Below are 21437 nucleotides of genomic sequence, written 5' to 3' on the forward strand. Positions count from 1 at the left end.
ACCTTCTCCTTATTTTGTGAGTTCACCAATAAATTCAACTAAATCCTGAATTTTCGAATCTAACGATGTATTTTCATCGGATAACTTCTCCAAATATGAGCGGGCCCTACTATGGCCAGGAAAATACTTATCAACCGATGGAATTATTCTTTCAAAAATCTCCTTCGCTGCATAGTGCGTTGAAGCAACTGGAATACACAAGTTTCCAAAAGAATGAGAAATTTCAAACTCTCGAATCACGCCACCAGCAGTAACCACCTCACCATCCGCCTCTTTGTTACCAAAAAGAAATATCGAAATCCCTGAAAGGGAAATCATCTTATGCCGGTATTCATCCCAAAGATCAGATAACTCTTTATTTCCAGATTTAAACTGAGGAAATGGCCTTAAAATTAACTGCGAATCAGAATACCTTAACGGTTTGTCGTATATAGCTTCCAGAGCGCCATTAATAACTGAACTACCAACTCCCCAGCCAAACCCATTAACAATTCGATAATTATTTTCAATTAATGCTCTAGATAGCTTGTGTATAAACTCGACTGCATTCAGCCTTTCAATTGGCGCATAGACTTCTGCACTCCCCGATATGAAAATCGTTCTCTTTTTAAACCGGGACTCAATCTCACATAGAATTTCCGCTATTTCGCCATACTCATTTATTAGCAGAGTTTTTATACCATATCTTTTGAGGTCATTTATTATCAACACCTGCTTTCTACAACTGTAATCATAAGTCGCCTGATCGGGGTTGTCGGCATCTCCAAGTTTAGGTCGCTTTGAAATACAATAATGCTGCTTTTTATTACCAGAAAATCTAAAATTCAGGCGGCTCAACACATAATCAAGATTCGGATCTGTAAAGCTAAAACCCAGAAAAAGAAAGGTCTTTGTGGTTAGCTCGCCAGTAAGGGCATTAATAAATGGTTCATGAGTCTGGTGATACTGTTCATACTGTTCTTTTGTAATTATCGCATCATGGGGGCACGAGACATCACCATGCATTTTAAAAATTACGACATCCCTTTTGGGCCTATTATTTAATAGTTGTTTAACATTGTGCTTTACATCAGAAACTTTGCCCTCTGCTAGAAACGCCTTTTCAATAAGCTCATCATAATTCGTAGTCCATATAGAGCTAATAGGCAACCTAGCAAGGATTCGATGATTTTCAGTTTCTTCGGTTTCCTCAACAAACTCCTCTAAAATCTTGCGGCTTACTTTGGATCGTGTCCGATTTTCATTTACATGGAACTGCGCCAATGACACCAAGTCAGATTCCTGCTCGACATCCAATCCTAAGTCATAAGCAATTTCGCTCATCAATTCTTGCCAATTTACAAAACCAGCTGGAATTGAAAGACCGGCCCCAGCAAAAATTGCAGCGGTACCTTCATTTAAGTCTTTCACGTAGTCCCGAATAAATATCTCAATCTCTCTATCAAATTCCATCAATGCAATTCCGTCATCAAACTAAAAAACGGGGTTCAAATAGACCGTCTTAAACACGTTCTCGATCTTCTTCTTATCCGTCACACTCTAATCTTTCCCTTTCGGCGACAACGAACAGCTATGCTGGCGTCGACAATATAGATTCTAATTTATTCAAAAAAATTGGGACATACCACCATTTAACATCTCGTGCAGCCAATCAAGTTACCGTTTCACAATTGATCCAGCCGTATTGTTACCGAGAGAAACTAGCATTTCGCTCAGCTGATTTTTTCGGTGGTGGCTCACCAACAATTGTTCCTGCGCGCGTGTCAAACCAACATACATACGGCGCACATCACCAGCCAAATCAACATCAACATCTTCCTGGTAGCCAGATTGATAACTGGCATCGAGAATAATCACCGTATCGAACTCCAAGCCTTTACTACTCGGAATCGGCATAATGCTGACACTTTCAGAATTTGGGTCATAACGTTTTTTAAACTCACTGGAAGCGAGCCACGCGCAGGGAATTCGTTCTTTTTTCAACGCAGCAGCCATAAACTTCCCAGCACTTCCTCCCGGGTACAGCACGGCCATATCTTTCCATGCCTTTCCTTTGCTATTCCAGGCCTTCAGACAGCGCACTGCATACTCAACTTCCTGAACTAGGGTTTCAACGCACTTTACATAGGGTTCAGCACCGCTCTTACCCGCAGCCTCTGGCTCAACGAGAGGGATTTCGGAATCAGGATTTTGAGAAAAGTAGTCCTTGGAAAATTGATACGCGAAGGCAAGGATTTCTCGTGTATTACGGTAATTCAATCGAAGTATCGTGGTCCGCCCCTGGGCCTTGATCCCCACGCTCGACAAGCTAAACCCGAGACTTGATTTTCGTTTGTAAATAGACTGTGCATCGTCGTACAGCAGAAGAAGTGAATCCGTCTCGGGGTCAACCATTTGAGAAATCAATGTTAACCACTCGGCTTCAAAATCATGCCCTTCATCGATCAGCACGGCTCCGTACTGCCCTTTGGGGATACGCCCCTTCTCAACGGCATCAATTACGGAAAACACTTGACGCTCCCAAACCGGAACATCCATATCGATCAGATCAACGTGGTAAGTTCGCAGCTGCTCGCCACACCAATCGTGAAAGTGATAAACCTGAACTTTATCGTTTATCCCCTTTTCAGTGATAAAACTACGCAAGCGAGCAGCCAAGGTAATGTTGAAACAAAGTACCAATATAGGCTTATTTAACGCATCGGCCAGATAGAGACATCTATACCCCAAAATCAATGTTTTGCCCGAACCGGCTACACCGTGAACAACGCGATGGCCATCCCCCAAACTGCGGGCCAGTTGCTCTTGCTGGATATCCATGATTTTTACAATGTCTGGCATGCTTTCGGCCAATGACGCCGTAGGCATATCTTCACCGCATTCCTCTGTACCAAATAAATCATCCTGGGCCGTCGCAATACGGATCTCAGGAAATAAATGCCAGCGAATTCGATCTATCTGAGGCAGCGTCAGTTTATTGCCAAATTGATAGTTGAACATTCCCCATAGCCGTTCCTGAAATTCCTCAGGCGTAACGCTATCGGACATTTCATCCTGGCAGATCAACAGATGCCCTGGCAGCAACTTGTGGCGAAATTCTTCTGGTATGCCTTTATCAATTTGATTGCGCGTGATATTGGAAAATACCGCACCATACCCGTAGGGAAAACACAATTTGCCCTTGTACTTTCCCAATTGCTGCTTTAACTGGGGGTCGCGCTCAAGCACCTGTAAAACCTGATAGCTGCACTGCCTGGCCTGCTCAATCGGGTTACTTACCGTTTTGCGACCGCTGGAGGTTTCAAGATCAACTTCAGCATGGCTTACACGTTTGATACTGGATGCCTTCCAGTCTTTAACCTCTAAAAAAAGAATACCTCTTGCGGGATGCAGAATTATGAAATCCGGGTAGCGACGCTTTCCACCCAAGGGAATATCAAACCAACAGAGGTAATCAACTTCCAGCAATGCTTCCAAGCGCCGGGCAAAGCGCTTCTCGCCGGAGGTCATTTTGGAAAGGCAGGAACTGAGGGATGGGATTAATTTCGCCATAACGCCCTCTGCGCATAGTGCGTTAGCGCTGCAGGCAGGCGATCTTCCTTGATTGATATTTTCATATCCAACTCGATTACAGTGTGCTGCGGCGTATCAGCACCGGCAATTGATTGCCACAAAGGACGGAGACTTCTACCCATATGCCGCGGACTTATCACCTTTAGGCAGATGTTTCTGATATGTCCGTCATATTTTTCTGGGTTCGATAGTATTTGAATTCTGTTTTAAGTCAATGAGTTAGGTACTGTCCACTGAATTCGCGCTTAAGTAACACTGTTATCGTGGATTCAATATGCAATTCGACTAAATGTTAATCAGCGACTAGCGCATATAAAAAAAGCGAGCTTCTCGCGAGGCTCGCTTTTTGGGCTTTTGAAAATTCGCCAATTCAATTCCGACCGCTAATATCGGCGTCCAAACTAAAAGCGGTCACCGGGCACCCGCACCCACCCTTCCATCAGAATCCGCGCACTGCGGCTCATGATGGCCTTGGTTGCAGTCCACTCACCGTTGGCAATCTCCGCTTCCGCACCAACCCGCAAGGTGCCGGACGGATGGCCAAAGTTCACCACACTGCGCTCCCCTCCCCCGGCAGCCAGATTGACCAGGGTGCCGGGGATGGCAGCGGCGGTGCCGATGGCCACCGCAGCGGTGCCCATCATGGCGTGGTGCAGTTTGCCCATGGACAGCGCGCGCACCAGCAGGTCGATATCACCCGCGTCCACTTGCTTGCCGCTGGAGGCCGTATAACTCTTGGGTTCTGCGACAAACGCGACCTTGGGGGTATGCTGGCGAGCGGCTGCCTCTTCCACCGTTGCGATCAGGCCCATCTTCACCGCGCCGTGGGCGCGGATGTTTTCGAACATGGCCAGAGCCTTGTCGTCACCATTGATGGCTTCCTGCAGTTCGGTGCCGGTGTAACCGATATCCGCAGCGTTGACGAAGATGGTCGGGATGCCGGCGTTGATCATGGTGGCCTTTAGCGTACCGACGCCCGGCACTTCCAGGTCGTCCACCAGGTTGCCGGTGGGGAACATGGCCCCTTCGCCATCCGCCGGGTCCATGAATTCGATCTGCACTTCGGCCGCCGGGAAGGTAACGCCGTCCAGTTCGAAATCACCGGTTTCCTGCACTTCCCCATTGGTGATGGGTACGTGGGCGATGATGGTTTTCTTGATGTTGGCCTGCCAGATACGCACGGTGCAGATGCCACGCGCCGCATCCACAAAACCGCTGTTGATGGCGAAGGCACCGACGGCAGCGGTGAGGTTGCCGCAGTTGCCGGACCAGTCCACGAACGGCTTGTCGATGGAGACCTGACCGAACAGGTAATCCACGTCGTGCTCCGGCTGCTCGCTCTTGGACAGGATGACGGTTTTGCTGGTGCTGGACGTGGCTCCGCCCATGCCGTCGGTCTGCTTGCCGTAGGGATCGGGGCTGCCGATCACCCGCAGCAGCAGGTTGTCGCGCGCGGCGCCCGGAACCTGTGCGGATTCCGGGAGGTCCTGCAGGCGGAAGAACACGCCCTTGCTGGTGCCGCCACGCATGTAGGTGGCGGGCACTTTGATTTGTGGGGCAAAAGCGGTCATTGCGCGGCACCTTCGGCTTCGAGGAAGTCATTGGCGAAGCGCTGCAGTACACCGCCGGCGTCGTAGATAGAGACTTCTTCGGCGGTATCCAGGCGGCATTTCACCGGTACTTCTACTGTCTCACCGTCTTTGCGGTGAATCAGTAGGGTCAGGGTTGCGCCCGGGGTGCGGTCGCCGAGTACGTCGAAGGTTTCGGTACCGCCGATGCCCAGGGTCTCGCGGGTAGTGCCCGGCTGGAATTCCAGCGGCAGCACGCCCATGCCGATCAGGTTGGTGCGGTGAATGCGTTCGAAGCCTTCCGCCACAATCGCTTCCACACCAGCGAGGCGCACACCTTTGGCGGCCCAGTCGCGGGAGGAGCCCTGGCCGTAGTCGGCGCCGGCAATAATGATCAGCGGCTGCTTGCGGTCCATGTAGGTTTCGATGGCTTCCCACATGCGGGTGACCTTGCCTTCCGGCTCCACGCGGGCAAGAGAGCCCTGTTTCACTGCACCGTTGTCCTCACGCACCATTTCATTCAACAGTTTCGGGTTGGCGAAGGTGGCGCGCTGGGCGGTGAGGTGATCGCCGCGGTGCGTCGCGTAAGAGTTGAAGTCCTCTTCCGGCAGGCCCATTTTCGCCAGGTATTCACCGGCGGCACTGCTGGCCAGGATGGCGTTGGACGGCGACAGGTGGTCGGTGGTGATGTTGTCACCCAGCACCGCCAGCGGGCGCATGCCTTTCAGAGCGCGCTCACCTGCGAGTGCGCCTTCCCAGTACGGTGGGCGGCGGATGTAGGTGCTCTGCGGGCGCCAGTGGTACAGCGGCTCGCCCTTCTCTGCTTCCGCTTTATTGAGGTCAAACATCGGGATGTAGACCTCGCGGAACTGCTCGGGCTTCACGCTCTGTTTGACGATCGCGTCGATCTCTTCGTCGCTCGGCCAGATATCTTTCAGGGTCACCGGGTTGCCGTCTTTGTCGTGGCCCAGTACATCTTTTTCGATATCGAAGCGGATGGTGCCGGCGATGGCGTAGGCCACTACCAAGGGCGGCGAGGCCAGGAAGGCCTGCTTGGCGTACGGGTGGATACGGCCGTCGAAGTTGCGGTTGCCGGATAGTACGGCGGTGGCGTACAGGTCGCGGTCGATCACTTCTTTCTGGATCTTCGGGTCCAGTGCGCCGCTCATACCGTTACAGGTGGTGCAGGCAAAGGCGACCACGTCGAAGCCCTGTTGCTGCAGTTCCGGCAACAGGTTGGCTTCTTCCAGGTACATTTTTACGGTCTTGGAGCCCGGTGCCAGGGAGGTTTTCACCCAGGGCTTGCGGGTCAGGCCGAGCTTATTGGCGTTGCGCGCAATCAGGCCCGCGGCAATCATGTTGCGCGGGTTGCTGGTGTTGGTGCAGCTGGTGATCGCAGCGATGATTACCGCACCGTCCGGCATCTCGCCTTCTTTTTCTTCCCACTCTTTGGCGATGCCACGGTTACCCAATTCGGATACCGGCAGCAGTGCGTGCGGGTTGGATGGGCCGGCGAGGTTGCGGCCTACAGAAGAGAGGTCGAACTTGAGTACGCGCTCGTACTCGGCATTCTTCAGGCTGTCTGCCCACAGGCCGGTTTCTTTCGCGAACTTTTCAACCAAAGCTACCTGCTCGTCGTCGCGGCCGGTGAGTTTCAGGTAGTCGATGGTCTGCTCGTCGATGGCGAACATGCCTGCGGTGGCACCGTATTCGGGCGTCATGTTGGCGATGGTGGCGCGGTCGCCCAGGCTCAGGCTGGAGGCACCTTCACCGAAGAATTCGAGATACGCGCCCACTACGCGCTCGCGACGCAGGAATTCGGTCAGGGCCAGTACCATGTCGGTGCCGGTGATGCCGGGCTGCAATTTGCCGGTCAATTCGACGCCGACGATGTCGGGCAGGCGCATGTAGGAGGCGCGGCCGAGCATGACGCTTTCGGCTTCAAGACCACCCACGCCCACGGAGATTACGCCGAGCGCATCCACCATCGGGGTGTGGCTGTCGGTGCCGACGCAGGTATCTGGAAAGGCGACGCCGTCTTTTTGCTGCACCACCGGAGACATTTTCTCCAGGTTGATCTGGTGCATGATGCCGTTGCCGGGCGGGATGACGTCGACGTTTTCAAACGCGGTTTTGGTCCAGTTGATGAAGTGGAAGCGGTCTTCGTTGCGGCGCTCTTCCACGGCGCGGTTCTTTTCGAAGGCATCTTTTTCAAAACCGGGGTGTTCGACGGCCAGGGAGTGGTCGACGATCAGCTGGGTGGGTACCACCGGGTTTACTTTGGCGGGGTCACCACCCTTTTCGGCGATGGCGTCGCGCAGGCCGGCGAGGTCCACCAGTGCGGTCTGGCCGAGAATATCGTGGCAGACGACGCGCGCAGGGAACCAGGGGAAGTCGAGGTCGCGCTTGCGCTCGATGATTTGTTTCAGGGCTGCGGTGAGGTCTTCGGGTTCGCAGCGGCGTACGAGGTTCTCCGCGAGGATGCGGGAGGTGTACGGGAGTTTTTCGTAGCTGCCCGGCTGGATTTTTTCGACGGCTTCGCGGGTGTCGAAATAATCGAGGTCTGTGCCGGGGAGTTTTTTGCGGAATTCGGTGTTCATCGTTTTTCACCCAGTCGGGTCGTTGTGTGGCGGCACTGCTGGCGGGTAGCCCGTTGCTGGACACGCCGTATACCCATCCATGGGGGCTTGGCTGCGAGATCCCTCTCGCAGACAGTCCAGCAAAGGGCTACCCGTCATCAGCGCCTTCGCATCAATCTATGCAGCTCCGATCAAACTCAACGTTCGGAAATCGGAGTTACCTTGCGCAGATCCGGGCCGGTGTATTCCGCGCTTGGGCGGATGATGCGGTTGTCGGCGCGCTGTTCGAATACGTGGGCGGCCCAGCCGGTTACGCGGGACATGACGAAGATCGGCGTAAACAGTTTGGTGGGGATACCCATGAAGTGGTACGCGGAGGCGTGGAAGAAGTCGGCGTTACAGAACAGCTTCTTCTCGCGCCACATGACTTCTTCACAGCGTACGGATACCGGGTACAGTACGTCGTCGCCCACGTCGGCGGCGAGTTTTTCGGACCACTGTTTGATGATGGCGTTGCGCGGGTCGGATTCGGTGTAGACCGCGTGGCCGAAGCCCATGATCTTTTCCTTGCGCTCGAGCATGCCCATCAGTTCTTTTTCTGCTTCGTCGGCAGAGGAGAAACGCTCGATCAGTTCCATGGCTGCTTCGTTGGCGCCGCCGTGCAGCGGGCCGCGCAGGGAGCCGATGGCGCCGGTGATGCAGCTGAACAGGTCAGACAAGGTGGAGGCACATACGCGCGCGGTGAACGTTGAGGCGTTGAACTCGTGCTCTGCGTACAGGATCAGGGATACGTTCATTACCTGCGCGTGCAGGTCGTTCGGTTTTTCATCGCGCAGCATGTGCAGGAAGTGGCCGCCGATGGAGTCGTCGTCGGTTTCGGTTTCGATGCGCACGCCGTCGTGGCTGAAGCGGTACCAGTAACAAATGATGGATGGGAACGCAGCCAGCAGGCGGTTGGCGCGGTCCTGTTGCTGGTCGAAAGACTCTTCGCCTTCCAGGTTGCCCAGCATGGAGCAGCCGGTACGCATTACATCCATCGGGTGTGCGTCGGCGGGGATGCGCTCGAGCACTTCGCGCAGTGCCACGGGCAGGCCGCGCATGGTTTTCAGCACGCCTTTGTAGTCCGCCAGCTGGGCGGTGGTGGGCAGTTCGCCGTTGAAGATCAGGTAGGCGACTTCTTCGAACTCGCAGTTTTCTGCCAGGTCTTTTACGTCGTAGCCGCAGTAGGTCAGGCCGGAGCCGGATACGCCTACGGTGGACAGTGCGGTTTTACCGGCTACCTGGCCACGCAGGCCGGCTCCGCTCAGTTTTTTCTCTGCCATCGTTCATTCCCCTATTTTTGATTTGAGTTCAGTTCGATTTATTTTCCACTCTTAGTTGTTAAAGAGCGCGTCGAGCTTGTCTTCGAATTCGTGGTAGTTCAGGTAGTCGTACAGTTCTGCGCGGGTCTGCATGGTGTCGACCACCGCTTGCTGGTCGCCCTGCTCGAGGATGCTGCTGTAGACGTTTTCCGCAGCCTTGTTCATGGCGCGGAAGGCGGACAGTGGGTAGAGGACCATGTCGGCACCGGACTCGCCCAGCTCGGCTTTGTTGTACAGCTTGGTTTTACCAAACTCTGTGATGTTGGCGAGGATCGGGACGTTTAATGCGTCTTTAAAGGCGCGATAGTGTTCGAGTTCGGTCACGGCCTCGGCGAAGATGCCGTCGGCGCCGGCTTCGATACAGGCCTGGGCGCGCTCGATAGCGGCTTCCAGCCCTTCCTGGGCGAAGGCGTCTGTGCGCGCCATGATGAAGAAGTCGTCGTCATCGCGGGCGTCTACGGCGGCCTTGATGCGGTCGGCCATTTCCTCTTTGGAGACGATCTCTTTGTTCGGGCGGTGGCCGCAGCGCTTCTGGGCGACCTGATCTTCGATATGTACCGCCGCGGCGCCGGCGCGGATCATTTCTTTCACCGTGCGGCCGATATTGAAGGCGCCACCCCAACCGGTGTCGATGTCTACCAACAGCGGCAACTTGGACGCTGCGGTGATGCGGCGTACGTCTTCCAGCACGTCATTCATACTGGTCATACCCAGGTCTGGGAGACCGTAGGAGGCATTGGCCACACCACCGCCAGACAGGTAAATCGCCTGGTGGCCGATGCGCTCGGCCATGATCGCGGTGTAGGCGTTGATGGTGCCGACCACCTGTAGGGGCTGATTTTGTTTCAGGGCCTGACGAAAGCGTGCGCCGGCGGATTCTGGTCTGCTCATAACTGCCTCTTCTTTCATTAACTTCGCGTAAATTTCGTATTAATTCTGCTTGGATAGCTTGTTTTCGATGTTGCTGCGGGACGCGCGGATATGGCGCCGCATCAGGATTTCGGCCAGTTCGCCATCTCCTGCTTCGATGGCTTCAATGATGTGGCTGTGTTCGCGGAAGGCGCGGTGCGCGCGGGGGCTGGCCATGCCAAGCTGGTAGCGGTACATGCGCACGCGGAAATAGAGCTTGTTGCACAGGGTGTCGATGAGCAGGTCATTGCCGGAGGCCTGCACGATGCGGAAGTGGAAGTCGAAATCCCCTTCTGGCTGGTAGTAGGCGGTACCCTTCTGCAGCTCTTCCTGCTGCTCGTGGCGCTCGAGCATCTGGCGCAGTTCCACCAGGTCTTCCTCGCTGCGATTCTCGGCGGCGAGCCGGCAGGCCATGCCTTCCAGAGCTTCGCGCACGTCGTAGATCTCCAGCAGGCCACGCTCGGTCAGGTCGACGACGCGCGCGCCCACATTGACCCGGCGCTCAATCAGGCTGAGGGATTCCAACCGCATCAGGGCTTCCCGCAGGCTGCCGCGGCTGGCATCAAAGCGGCGGGCCAGCTCTGGCTCGCTGATCTTGCTACCGGCGGCGATACGGCCTTCCACAATCTCGCTGCGCAGGGTGAGAAACAGGCGGTCTGCGAGACTCTGAGATCCGGACGTGCTCTTGGCAGCACCAATACTGGTGCCAACGGCGGCTTCAGCCCCGGAATCCGCATCAGCGCTGTCTGTCGACGATTTACTGACCTGTTGTTCCACTTTTCCGCCCCTCTCGCACCGTCACCCGTTCGAATCGTAGCGATTCTGTTGTGCACCAACCAATATTGTCGACACTTTTAAAGTTTATGGAGCTTAAATAACCATTTTTACGCCGTCAATTGCATTTTCTGTCAACACTTTACCTTTTCGTGACTGACTTAACGGTCATGAAGAGTACGGAGAATTCACGGGAAGATTGCGGCGACAGCGAGTTTGCACGCCCATTCCGGCGCAATCGCGCGGCGACTGGCCGATACTGGCCGTCCACAGCGGGAAGAATGGTAGTCTTGAAAAAGTGATATGGGCATAATAGCGCCCGCACTGACTGCGATGCCCTCTGTGGGGCATAAACGCGCTCGTTCACTCTATTCTTAATGGGGACGCAGTGTCGGGGCTTTTAGGGTCCAGGGTTTTCAGTCGGGTCGTGTCACCCGCTATTTACACCAGCAGTTTGTCGCCAGGTTGTTAATCGAGAGTATCGAGCAGAATTGAATCATGCCTAAGAGTGTTATCAGGCGCTGGCTGCCAACTCCCGAACAAGTGCGCGCGAATAGCGGCCTGAAGATTCTCGGCACCCTGCTCCACGATCCAAACCTGTTCCACCTCAACCGTCACTCGGTCTCAGTGGCTTTTGCGGTTGGCGTCTTCACCAGCTTCCTTCCCCTGCCCGGCCAGATGCTGATTGCCGCGGTATTGGCGCTGTGGTTCCGCTGCAACCTGCCTCTCTCGATGGCACTGGTGTGGATCAGCAACCCGGTCACCATGCCTGCCATTTTCTACAGCACCTACAAGTTTGGCGCCTGGCTACTCGGAACGCCGCACATGCCGTTCAAGATTGAGTTGTCGTGGGAGTGGTTGACGGAAGAAGTGGGAAGAATCTGGTTGCCACTCTTTTCAGGCTCATTGATCTGCGGCATCTTCTTTGCCGCCGTGGCGTATTTTTCCATGCAGGCCATCTGGCGCTGGCACGTGGTTAAACGCTGGAAAGCTCGACTGGAACAACGTAAAGCCCAGTAACCCATCTCTTTGAACGCGATAATTTTCGCGCCCCACCCAAAACCTGTCGCCCAATCGGTTAACAATTCAGTAGACCGGTCATCCCCCGAAAAATATTCAAAATTTCGCTTTGTGAACTAAGGCGCCGCAATATTTGACACAGTTCGCGCAGAATCCGCATTGGTCAACCAATTCTTTAAATTTTTTTTACATTCAATTGACCAATTATTTTTTATTACGCATTGTTATTCCTGATCAGGCCGAACAACACAATAACGACTGGCTCGATCTTTATTACATGAACCACATTTGTGGTTCCGCAGTTTGTAATAGTTTCTTAAATGCAATCTTAGTGCGGCACAAATTTCAGGGGCGAGCCACTCATGGCTAGCTTCCGGGTTTGTTTTGCCCTGAGAAAATAAAAATGCAAGGAATTATGTAATGAATATGCATAAATGCTCACCGATAAAATTGGTGGCAGCTCTACTGATTGCATCGCAATCAGTCGTGAGTTTTGCCGCTGATCCGGTAGGTGTTACTGCCTCTAGCGATGATGGCAATTCACCAGAAAACACACTCGACAACAGCCTTTCTACACGCTGGTCTGCCCAGGGCGACGGCGAATGGATTGAGTACGACCTGGGAACCAGCTACTCCGTAGAAGCACTGGACATTGCCTTCTACAAAGGCGACCAGCGAACCGCTACGGTGGATATTCAAACCTCCGACGATGGCAACGACTGGCAGACCGTGTTCTCCGGCGATCAGCCTTCCAGCACCTCAAGCCAGCAAACCATTGACGTTACCGATAGCGACGCACAGTACGTACGCATCGTGGGTTACGGCAATTCATCCAATGACTGGAACAGCATTACCGAGGTGGACATCACCACTTCAGAAGCCGGCTCTGGCGGCGGCGATCCTGGCTGTAGCGCCTGTGTACCGGAAGTGGTTGCCACAGCAAGCAGTGACGACGGCAACGGCCCGGAAAACGTGCTGGATGAAGACTTTGGCACACGCTGGTCAGCAAACGGCAGTGGCCAGTGGCTGCAACTGGACCTGGGTGAAACCCAGCAGGTTGGCAGCGTAAATATCGCCTTCTACAACGGCAGTGACCGCACCTCATCCTTCGACATCGAAACCAGTGACGACGCCTCCAGCTGGGAAACCGTACTTTCTGGCGGTGTTAGCAGCGGCAACTCCACTTCCCTGGAAAACTTCTCACTGTTCGAGATCGATGCGCGCTACGTGCGTTACGTGGGCTTCGGTAACAGCGAAAGCTCCTGGAACTCACTGACCGAGATGAGCGTGAGTGCCGACAATGGCAACTCCGATCCGATTGGTGGCGGCAGTAGCAGCAGTAGTAGTAGTGGTGGCAGCAGCAGTGGCGGCTCTTCCAACTGTGAAACTTCCAGCACCTCCAGCGATGTGACTGTTGGCTGCCTGGAATATGGCTCCGGTGGCACCCTGCCAATGGCGAACATCAGCCCATCAAATGATCCCGGTGAAAACTTTGATCTGAGCACCTGGAAAATTACCTATCCGGATGCCAGTGAAGAATACCCACCGCAGGTCAGCGCCAACGAGTTCTATACCGATAGCTCAACAGGTGCGATGGTATTCCAGTGCCCCAATAACGGCGGTTCCACCGCAAACTCTTCTTATTCACGCACTGAGCTGCGGGAAATGCTGAATGAGAGCGCAGGTACCACCAGCCTCGGCAACAACTGGGTGATCTCCACTGCGTCCAGCTCCGACCAGAGTGCGGCTGCAGGCGTAGATGGCAACATGAAAGCCACGATCTCTGTGGACCATGTATCTGACACCTACGATTCCGGTTCCGAGTGGCGCGTTGGCCGCGTGGTAGTTGGCCAGATTCACGCCTCCGATAACGAACCGTTCAAGGTTTACTATCGCAAGCTGCCGGGCCACACCAAAGGCTGGGTCTACATGGCCTATGAAGATTCGGACACCGAAATTTTCATCCCGCTGTTTGGCGATTCCGGAACCGATGAATACGGTTTGACCTCTACCGTTGAGCCTGTTGAACACGGTATCGAATTGGGTGAAAAATGGGGTTACGAAGTCAACGTGGAAGGACGCGAGATGACCGTAACCGTAACCAAGTCTGATGGCACCTGGGCACGTCAAACCATTTTCTGGGCGGAAGAGTTCAACGATGACTGGTTTTACTTTAAAGCCGGCTCTTACAACCAGAACAACGGTGGTGACAGCGGAGACTACGCGCAGGTTTCTTTCTATAACTTCGAGGTTACTCACGACGGTGACAGTGGCTCCAGCAGCTCCAGTTCCGGCGGCGGTTCCAGCTCTAGCTCAAGCTCCAGCAGCAGCTCTTCTGGTGGCGGCAGCTCTTCCGGCTCTGGGTCTGTACCTTCTGACCTGATGGACAATTGCAACCAGTGGAAGATCACCTACCCCACCGGTGAAGAAGATAAAACCTTGTGCGGCGAAGCCAATAACGAGTATTTCTACGTGAATGAAGCGGGTGACGGCATGGTGTTTTATGCTCCGATCCGGACCGATAACGGTACCACGCCCAACTCCAGCTACATTCGCTCTGAATTGCGCGAGCGCGAGCCCGATGGCAGCCTGGATGTTTACTGGACCACTGACGGCCAGCACATTGTTTACGTGAAACAGGCGATCACACACCTACCCATGGTGAAAGATCACCTTGTTGCTACTCAGATTCACGGAAACAAAGACGAAGGGATTGATGACGCCATGGTCTTGCGACTGGAAGGCGATCATCTGTTCCTGAGCTTCAACGGTGGTCAATTGCGCGATGATCTCACGATCAAGAATGGCTACCAGCTCGGCACCACCCATGAAATTATCTTCGAAGTGGTTGATGGTCGGCACTACGCCTACTACAGCGAAGACGGCAATCTCGCTGACGCCTTCCTGTCCGGCAACGCAGACCAGTACCTGGTGAGAGACGGCTCCAATGACTACGTCATGGACCGCGACTACGGTGAAGCCTACTTCAAGATTGGCAACTACACCCAGAGTAATGCTGACCGTGAAGGCGATTACGCCGATCACCCAGATAACTATGGTGAAGTTGTGGTTTACGACTACTGGATTGACCACCAGTAATCGGATTGCGCTTTGTTATCCCGGGCCTGGCCCGGGATTCAGAACGTTGAACCGCAGGATGCCGGGCCAAGGCCCGGCAGACTATTTTAAAAGTCCTGACGCAAGGCCGCAGCAGGCTGAACCCGACTGGCCTGGAAGGCTGGATACAGAGTGGCAATCAGGCTGAGTAAGAACCCCGCCCCTACTACCAGTGCCACATCCCCCCATTCCAATTCCGACGGCAGGTAGTCCACCGGATACACATCGGATTTGAGAAACTGAATACCGAACAGCGACTCGAGCCCCGCCACCGCATCGGTAACCAACAGCGACCCGACCACGCCAAGTAATCCCCCCACAAGCACCCCGATCAGCCCGACCAGTGCGCCCTGGCTCACAAACGTCAGCAGGATTTCGCGGGTACTGGCACCCATGGTGCGCAGGATGGCGATATCGCCGTGTTTATCGATCACTACCATCACCAGAGTGGAAACCACGTTGAACGCGGCAATGGCGATAATCAGGAAGACCAGCAGGCTCACCAGGTTGCGCGACATCTGGATCGCCTGATACAGGTTACCGTGGGTCCCGGTCCAGTCGTTGCCGTAGTAGCCTTCCGTGGGAAGCTGTTGTAGCAGCTGCTGGAACACGGAGAACGAGCGCAACATGTTCTCCATCCGCATCTGTACCCCGGCGCCGCCAGCGCCACCGGCGAGGGTTTGGGCCTGCGTCCAATCTACTAGCGCCAGAGAGTGATCCAACGCGGTGCCTGAGTGGAAAATATCCACCACGCGGAATCCTGCCAGCTGCGCCGCGGTGCGCCCACCACCCTCCGAGCTACCACTTTGCGGAACGATCACAGAGAGCTGCTCACCGACGCTAATTTCCAGCTTATCGGCAATGCCGCGACCGAGAATGATGCCCGGCTCAGCGGGGTTGCTGGTAAGCGCGGCGAAGCTATCAGGCTGCAAAAAATCATTGATGCTCGACACATCGACGATGGTTTCCGGATTGATACCCTGAACCAGAAGCGGCGTGACTTCCAACCCGTTGCGGGCCAAGCCGTTTACCTGCCACACCTCGGCGGCGGCCGTTACACCCGGTGCCGCAGCCACCTGCTCGCGCACTTGTGTCCAGTCGATGTCTGGGCTGGCGTTGTACACGGTGGCGTGCGGCATGATGCCGAGAATGCGTTCACGCAGTTCGCGGTCAAAGCCGTTCATCACGGACATCACCACGATCATCAACGCGACGCCGAGAATCAGGCCGATCATGGATAGCCCGGAGATAAACGACACCAGTCCAGCGGAATCCTGGTCGCTGCGTTGGGCGCCTGCGTAACGCAGGCCGATAAACGCCGGTAGAGGTCTAAACATACGTCACCTTAAACATGGTCGCCCGGCTTCCAGTTTTCGACCAGCTGACCATCTACCAGGTGCAGGCAGCGGTCGAGGGCCGCGGCCAGATCCGGGTCGTGGGTAACGATCACAAAGCTGATGCCGGTTTCACGGTTGAGGCGATCCATCAGCTTGTGAATTTCTTTTGCGGTCGCGCGATCCAGGTTGCCTGTTGGTTCATCCATCAGCACGCAGGCAGGCCGGGCAACCAGAGCGCGGGCAATGGCCACGCGCTGGCGTTCGCCACCCGAGAGCTGTGCAGGCTTGTGCGTGAGGCGCTGGCCGAGGCCGACAGCCTCAAGCATTTCTTGCGCGGCAGCGCGGGATTCCGACACCGAGCGTTTGCCAATCAGCAGCGGCATGGCCACATTTTCCAGCGCGGAAAATTCGTTCAGCAGGTGGTGGAACTGATACACGAAGCCGAGGCTGCTGTTGCGCAGCCAGCCGCGCTCGTTGGCATTCAGTGTCGCGAGGTTTTTACCACCCACCCACACTTCACCGGTAGTGGGTGTATCCAACCCACCCAGCAAGTTCAGCAAAGTCGATTTACCGGAACCGGAGGCGCCAACGATGGCCAGGCGCTCGCCCTTGGGTACCTGGAGTTCAACATCGCGCAGTACGTCGAGCTGATTGGCCCCCTGGCGGTAAGTTTTTGACAGTTGATGGCAGGCCAGCACCACGTCGGCGGACGCCTGCGGGCGGGATTCTTCCGGGTGAATTTCCACTTGGCTGTTCATCTTATGATTCGTTTACCTTTTGGCAGAGCGATATAAACCGACTGCCGAATTTATCTTGGTTTATTCGTAACGGAGCGCTTCGGCGGGCTCAATCTGTGCGGCACGCCAGGCCGGGAACAAGGTCGCCAGCAGACTCATGATGACGGCAGCACTCAAGACCATGATTGCATCGCCGGGGCGAAATTCCGAGGGCAGGAAGCTGACGAAAAATACCTGCGGGTCGAAGATACGCGCACCCACCACATGCTCAATCCAGGAAACCAGGTCCGTCAGGTTCAGCGCGATCAATGTCCCCAAAAGCCCGCCAGCCAGCGCGCCGATAATGCCGATGGCGCTACCCTGCACTACGAATACCGCCATTATCTGGCGAGAGGTAAGCCCGAGGGTACGCAGTACCGCAATATCCGAGCGCTTGTCTGCAACCATCAACACCAGTGCAGAAACAATATTGAATGCGGCGACCGCCACAATGATCATCAACATCAGTGTGACGACCGTCTTTTCCATTTTTACTGCCTGGAACAGGCTGCCCTGTGAGTGGCTCCAGTCTTCTCCGGTGAAACCATCACCAAGGGATTCTGCATAACCTTCCACCCGCCCGAGAGCGTTGTTCATATCGTCAAATTTGAGCTGCAGGCCCTGCACCTTGCCGGGCATGCGCAGCAGGCGTGCCGCGTCGTCGAGATGCATCAGCGCCATGTTCTGATCCACCTGCGCGCCCACGGAGAATACGCCGGCAACGGTGAAGCGTTTGGTGCGGGGGAAAATACCGGCGGGCGTGATAACCACTTCCGGCAAGGTGAGGATGACACTGTCACCAGGAATCACGCCCAGCTGGCGCGCGAGAATACGCCCGAGAACAATGTTGTAACTGCGGGGCTCCAGCGTATCCAGGCTCCCCATCAGCATATGCTCGCCGACCGCAGAAACTTCACGCAGCGCCACCGGGTCGACCCCCTGAAACTCCACACCCTGGGATTGATTATTCGCCCCGAGCAATGCGAACCCACGCACGAAGGGACTGGCGGCGATGACATGAGGCTGCTGGCGAAGAGTATCGGCAATGGCAGGCCAGCCTTCCAGGCCACTCTTCTGCTCCACGAAGCCGTGGGGTACCACGGAGAGAATGCGGGTCTTCAGCTCGCGGTCGAACCCGTTCATCACCGAGGTCACCACAATCAGCGCCAGCACACCGAGCGCCATACCCAACAGCGAGAACCCGTTGATAAAGGAAATAAACTGCTGCCGGCGGCGGGCGGCGACGTAGCGGAGGCCAATGTAGAGGGAAACTGGTTTTATCATGCAGTTGATTTAAGCGGAAAAACGCCAAGAAATCCAAGTATTTACGCATAACACCTGGTTCCGTCCTGCAATTTGGACAACACCGTTCAGCGCGGATTCCACTGCAGCAGATTTTCGTTCAACTTCTTGAGCTTGTCCTCGTCCCACCCCTCCGGCTCCGTGAGGTGATACCAGGCATTTACATAGTCCGCAGGCGCATAACTGTGCCCGTACCCCATGGGCGCAATACCGGCGTGCATATCCATCGCCAGCTGCAGCATGGTAACGATGGGATACCACTGGAGATCAGGTGACACATCTCGCGCCCTGGGTTTTTGCATCCACGTGGGCTTGCGGTAGGCGGCCTGGGGCTCAAAAAATACGATGGGGTCACTGCCATGCTGAAGATAGGCGATGCGAAAGTGCCCCCAGGGCACCTTTCCCTTGTCGTACCCCTCAAAGTGATTACCAAAGCGCACCATGGCGCCGCCGCGGAACTGCGGCAACCAGGCCGGTGACCCCGCATCCCGGTGCGCGGTCACGTCTCGCCAGGTATCGCTGCGAAATGGCGGGCCCGTCCACAGGGCCCCGTCGAAGGGATCATCGATAATATCGAAAAAATCAAACGAACGATCGGAGTTGAGCGCACCGAGACTCAGGCCGAACAGGTACAACTTTGGACGGGTCTCTCTGGGTAACCCACTCCAGTGCCCATAGATACTCTGAAACAGCGCCGCGGCGGTTTCTCGCCCATACGCGTCCTCCGTCATCAGTGCGATAGGGCTGGGAAGATAGGAGTACTGCACCGCAACACTGGCGATATCCCCAGCGAACAGGTATTCGACAGAGTTGATTGCACCGGGATCTACCCAGCCGGTACCGGTGGGGGTGATCAGGATCAGCACGGATCGCTCAAAGCCCCCTACCCGCTTGAGCTCTTCCAACGCCAACCGCGCGCGCTCTTTTGGCGAATCTGCCGCGTTCAAGCCCGCGTAGACCCGGACCGGGTCTTTGGCGCTGCCGGTTAATTTGGCGATATCCTTGGCCGCAGGCCCGAGCGCCAGGTAGCGGCGTCCCTGATGGCCCATATCGTCCCAGTTCAACAGTGACTGGGGGCTGCCGGCTTTCCCCTCGGCTTGCGGCGGCTTCAAGTCGGGCACGATATTCGCGTCCAGCCGTTGGTAGATGCCATCAATGCGCTTCAGTACGGCGGTCAGCAATACGCCATCGATCACCGACCAATACAGCCAGAATACCGCCAGCAACCCGAGTATTCCGGATATACGCCGCGGTGCGCGGTTTTCGAGCTTGCCAAATAGGAAATAAAACAGCGCGCGAAACAGCTTGCCGAGCAACAGGAATACGATGAACAGCGCCAACGCGACTAGCGCTATGGTAAAGGGCCGGACACCGGGCACATCTTCCATGCCCATCAATGCGCGCAGTGAGTTCTGCCAGTGGGTCGCCCGCCACAGGAAACCCAGCGCGGTCAGCAGGCAGATCAGGCCGCCAATCCGGGCCAGCACGCGGCTGGTTCCCGCGCTCGCCACTGGCAACTCCAGGAAGCGCCACAGCCAGACGATTAGCACACCGACTGCGTACCCGGCGGAAAGTGCCACACCGGAGATGATCCCCTGCGTTACCCCTTCGCGAGGAATGAGGGATGGCGTGAGCGAGATTGCGAAGAAAATCATCCCGACCAGGACGCCAGAAGTGGTAAAAAATTGTCTGATTGCCATCCTTGGATGCTCGAGACGTCGGACCAAAATTCTACTTAGCATAGTCGGACTATGGCCGCGCGATGACCAGCCCAGAAAAACAGACGCCGGGTATTGTTCGGCGACAACTGAACGCGGTCCCCGACTCCTGAAATGAGGAAAAACGTGAAGAAATCCGCGTGTTTAGGCACAATATCTGCTTTAATGCCGAACAAGTCGAATAATCAATCTGGAGAGCCCAATGTTCTCAACTCGCCACAAGATTTCTTCCCTGCGCGCCCTGTCACTCGCAAGCCTGCTGGGCGGTGCATTTTTAGCCAGCAGCGCCACTTTGGCAGATACCGTGGAAGTTCCGGTCGGAAGCCAGGGCTATGTCACCGAAGCGGACCATTTGCGCGGCAAAAAGCAGGAGCAGGTCACTACTGAGCTCGGCGAGCCGCTGAACATTCAGGGCCCGGTTGGCGAACCCGCAATTACCCGCTGGGAATACGCCGGTTTTTTCGTCTACTTCGAATATGACCGGGTACTGCATACCGTTAAAAAGCATCAGGGATAAGTCTTAGCAAGCCACATCCCCTTCCCGCCCCCTGGCTTCACTCCAAATCGAACCTGGCCCAGCCCTCGGGCGACAGAGTACTTACGCTGTCGCCTGCTAAACTCATGCTGGGTTGAGGCCGTTCTATTCGTTCACTTTCCGCCTCCCCGCCGACCTTGACCTCTTAACACTTTCAAGCGGCAACTATGAGCAACCCCGAGCGTACTCGAATTACCCCCAATCGCGCGGCGTACGAATGCCTCGATGGCAGCAGCCTGCAGCTGGACAAGCGCCTGCCGCCCCGCAATCTGTCGGACCGCATTGCGCTGGGTGTAGTGAACCTTCTGCGGTTTATTGCCGACACGTTTTTTGCCAAGCGTTACGGCAACCGCGCCATTGTTCTGGAGACCGTCGCCGCGGTACCCGGCATGGTAGGTGGCACGTTGCAGCACCTGAAATGTTTGCGCCGCTTGTGTGATGACGATGGCTGGATATTCACCCTACTGGATGAAGCAGAAAACGAGCGCATGCACCTGATGACGTTCATGGAAATCATCCATCCCACCTGGTATGAACGGCTGATTGTGGTGATAGTGCAGGCAGTTTTCTACAACGCCTTTTTCCTGCTGTATCTGATTTCCGATAAGACAGCGCACCGCCTGGTAGGATACTTTGAAGAAGAAGCCGTGGTCAGCTATACGCTCTATCTGGAGCGTATCGACAGTGGCCATGAGGAGAATGTGCCAGCCCCGCAGGTAGCAATTGATTACTGGGGATTGTCAGAAGATGCGCGACTGCGCGATGTGGTGGAAATCATACGTGCCGATGAAGTGATGCACCGCGACACCAATCATCAATTTGCTGACCTCATATCCGAAGGAAAGCACTTTTGAAGCGGCGCTCTTCT

Annotated in this window: 15 protein-coding genes; 4 read left to right on the forward strand and 11 right to left on the reverse strand. The window is 55.3% G+C overall.

Annotated features, from left to right (window positions below):
- Nucleotides 1–9: 9 nt before the first annotated feature.
- The 7 genes from Q1A74_RS05050 to Q1A74_RS05080 all read right to left on the reverse strand — a co-directional run bounded on the left by Q1A74_RS05050 (nucleotide 10) and on the right by Q1A74_RS05080 (nucleotide 10767).
- Nucleotides 10–1452 carry an SIR2 family protein gene (locus tag Q1A74_RS05050; protein WP_299593859.1) on the reverse strand — a complete coding sequence of 481 codons (1443 nt, stop codon included), beginning with the start codon at nucleotides 1450–1452 and terminating at the stop codon, nucleotides 10–12.
- A gap of 204 nt (nucleotides 1453–1656) precedes the next feature.
- Nucleotides 1657–3552: an NERD domain-containing protein/DEAD/DEAH box helicase gene (locus tag Q1A74_RS05055; RefSeq protein ID WP_299592955.1), complete on the reverse strand. Its 1896-nt coding sequence runs from the start codon at nucleotides 3550–3552 to the stop codon at nucleotides 1657–1659.
- Nucleotides 3553–3974: 422 nt separating this feature from the next.
- The gene (prpF, locus tag Q1A74_RS05060; RefSeq protein ID WP_299592957.1) at nucleotides 3975–5144 is read right to left on the reverse strand and encodes a 2-methylaconitate cis-trans isomerase PrpF; all 1170 of its coding nucleotides are present in this window, start codon (nucleotides 5142–5144) and stop codon (nucleotides 3975–3977) included.
- Nucleotides 5141–7741, reverse strand: coding sequence for a Fe/S-dependent 2-methylisocitrate dehydratase AcnD (gene acnD, locus Q1A74_RS05065; protein ID WP_299592959.1), 2601 nt, complete (start codon nucleotides 7739–7741; stop codon nucleotides 5141–5143). Before acnD ends, prpF begins: the two co-directional genes overlap by 4 nt.
- A 176-nt stretch (nucleotides 7742–7917) precedes the next feature.
- Nucleotides 7918–9042: a 2-methylcitrate synthase gene (prpC, locus tag Q1A74_RS05070; protein ID WP_299592962.1), complete on the reverse strand. Its 1125-nt coding sequence runs from the start codon at nucleotides 9040–9042 to the stop codon at nucleotides 7918–7920.
- Nucleotides 9043–9093: 51 nt separating this feature from the next.
- Entirely contained in the window at nucleotides 9094–9972 is an 879-nt protein-coding gene (gene prpB, locus Q1A74_RS05075; RefSeq protein ID WP_299592965.1) for a methylisocitrate lyase, read from the reverse strand.
- 39 nt (nucleotides 9973–10011) lie between these two features.
- Complete coding sequence (locus Q1A74_RS05080; protein WP_299592968.1) at nucleotides 10012–10767, reverse strand: GntR family transcriptional regulator; 756 nt, start codon at nucleotides 10765–10767, stop codon at nucleotides 10012–10014.
- Between the two features lie 495 nt (nucleotides 10768–11262).
- Here Q1A74_RS05080 and Q1A74_RS05085 point away from each other — a divergent pair, with 495 nt between their 5' ends.
- Both Q1A74_RS05085 and Q1A74_RS05090 read left to right on the forward strand, forming a co-directional pair.
- On the forward strand, nucleotides 11263–11784 hold the full coding sequence (locus tag Q1A74_RS05085) for a DUF2062 domain-containing protein (RefSeq protein WP_299592971.1): 522 nt from the start codon (nucleotides 11263–11265) through the stop codon (nucleotides 11782–11784).
- A 420-nt stretch (nucleotides 11785–12204) separates the two neighbouring features.
- The gene (locus tag Q1A74_RS05090; protein ID WP_299592974.1) at nucleotides 12205–14883 is read left to right on the forward strand and encodes a polysaccharide lyase family 7 protein; all 2679 of its coding nucleotides are present in this window, start codon (nucleotides 12205–12207) and stop codon (nucleotides 14881–14883) included.
- An 86-nt stretch (nucleotides 14884–14969) separates the two neighbouring features.
- Here Q1A74_RS05090 and Q1A74_RS05095 read toward each other — a convergent pair whose 3' ends face one another.
- The 4 genes from Q1A74_RS05095 to Q1A74_RS05110 form a co-directional block, all read right to left on the reverse strand.
- Complete coding sequence (locus tag Q1A74_RS05095) at nucleotides 14970–16238, reverse strand: lipoprotein-releasing ABC transporter permease subunit (RefSeq protein ID WP_299592977.1); 1269 nt, start codon at nucleotides 16236–16238, stop codon at nucleotides 14970–14972.
- 8 nt (nucleotides 16239–16246) lie between these two features.
- Nucleotides 16247–16996 carry a lipoprotein-releasing ABC transporter ATP-binding protein LolD gene (lolD, locus tag Q1A74_RS05100; protein WP_299592981.1) on the reverse strand — a complete coding sequence of 250 codons (750 nt, stop codon included), beginning with the start codon at nucleotides 16994–16996 and terminating at the stop codon, nucleotides 16247–16249.
- Nucleotides 16997–17056: 60 nt separating this feature from the next.
- Nucleotides 17057–18298, reverse strand: coding sequence for a lipoprotein-releasing ABC transporter permease subunit (locus Q1A74_RS05105; RefSeq protein ID WP_299592984.1), 1242 nt, complete (start codon nucleotides 18296–18298; stop codon nucleotides 17057–17059).
- Between the two features lie 86 nt (nucleotides 18299–18384).
- The gene (locus Q1A74_RS05110) at nucleotides 18385–19971 is read right to left on the reverse strand and encodes an alpha/beta-hydrolase family protein (RefSeq protein ID WP_299592987.1); all 1587 of its coding nucleotides are present in this window, start codon (nucleotides 19969–19971) and stop codon (nucleotides 18385–18387) included.
- Between the two features lie 265 nt (nucleotides 19972–20236).
- Here Q1A74_RS05110 and Q1A74_RS05115 point away from each other — a divergent pair, with 265 nt between their 5' ends.
- Together Q1A74_RS05115 and Q1A74_RS05120 are read left to right on the forward strand one after the other, a co-directional pair.
- Complete coding sequence (locus Q1A74_RS05115) at nucleotides 20237–20551, forward strand: hypothetical protein (RefSeq protein WP_299592990.1); 315 nt, start codon at nucleotides 20237–20239, stop codon at nucleotides 20549–20551.
- Nucleotides 20552–20736: 185 nt separating this feature from the next.
- Nucleotides 20737–21423, forward strand: coding sequence for an alternative oxidase (locus Q1A74_RS05120; protein WP_299592993.1), 687 nt, complete (start codon nucleotides 20737–20739; stop codon nucleotides 21421–21423).
- Nucleotides 21424–21437 lie beyond the last annotated feature (14 nt).

This window comes from uncultured Microbulbifer sp. (genome assembly GCF_947504145.1).
Taxonomy (GTDB): Bacteria; Pseudomonadota; Gammaproteobacteria; order Pseudomonadales; family Cellvibrionaceae; genus Microbulbifer.

What these genes read in the sequence shown, in the direction of transcription:
- Q1A74_RS05095 (WP_299592977.1), bottom strand. Translation starts at nt 16,238, where the DNA reads ATGTTTAGACCTCTACCGGCGTTTATCGGCCTGCGTTACGCAGGCGCC.
- Q1A74_RS05055 (WP_299592955.1), bottom strand. Translation starts at nt 3,552, where the DNA reads ATGGCGAAATTAATCCCATCCCTCAGTTCCTGCCTTTCCAAAATGACC.
- lolD (WP_299592981.1), bottom strand. Translation starts at nt 16,996, where the DNA reads ATGAACAGCCAAGTGGAAATTCACCCGGAAGAATCCCGCCCGCAGGCG.
- Q1A74_RS05050 (WP_299593859.1), bottom strand. Translation starts at nt 1,452, where the DNA reads ATGGAATTTGATAGAGAGATTGAGATATTTATTCGGGACTACGTGAAA.
- Q1A74_RS05120 (WP_299592993.1), top strand. Translation starts at nt 20,737, where the DNA reads ATGAGCAACCCCGAGCGTACTCGAATTACCCCCAATCGCGCGGCGTAC.
- Q1A74_RS05110 (WP_299592987.1), bottom strand. Translation starts at nt 19,971, where the DNA reads ATGATTTTCTTCGCAATCTCGCTCACGCCATCCCTCATTCCTCGCGAA.
- prpB (WP_299592965.1), bottom strand. Translation starts at nt 9,972, where the DNA reads ATGAGCAGACCAGAATCCGCCGGCGCACGCTTTCGTCAGGCCCTGAAA.
- Q1A74_RS05115 (WP_299592990.1), top strand. Translation starts at nt 20,237, where the DNA reads ATGTTCTCAACTCGCCACAAGATTTCTTCCCTGCGCGCCCTGTCACTC.
- Q1A74_RS05090 (WP_299592974.1), top strand. Translation starts at nt 12,205, where the DNA reads ATGAATATGCATAAATGCTCACCGATAAAATTGGTGGCAGCTCTACTG.
- Q1A74_RS05085 (WP_299592971.1), top strand. Translation starts at nt 11,263, where the DNA reads ATGCCTAAGAGTGTTATCAGGCGCTGGCTGCCAACTCCCGAACAAGTG.
- prpC (WP_299592962.1), bottom strand. Translation starts at nt 9,042, where the DNA reads ATGGCAGAGAAAAAACTGAGCGGAGCCGGCCTGCGTGGCCAGGTAGCC.
- Q1A74_RS05105 (WP_299592984.1), bottom strand. Translation starts at nt 18,298, where the DNA reads ATGATAAAACCAGTTTCCCTCTACATTGGCCTCCGCTACGTCGCCGCC.
- acnD (WP_299592959.1), bottom strand. Translation starts at nt 7,741, where the DNA reads ATGAACACCGAATTCCGCAAAAAACTCCCCGGCACAGACCTCGATTAT.
- prpF (WP_299592957.1), bottom strand. Translation starts at nt 5,144, where the DNA reads ATGACCGCTTTTGCCCCACAAATCAAAGTGCCCGCCACCTACATGCGT.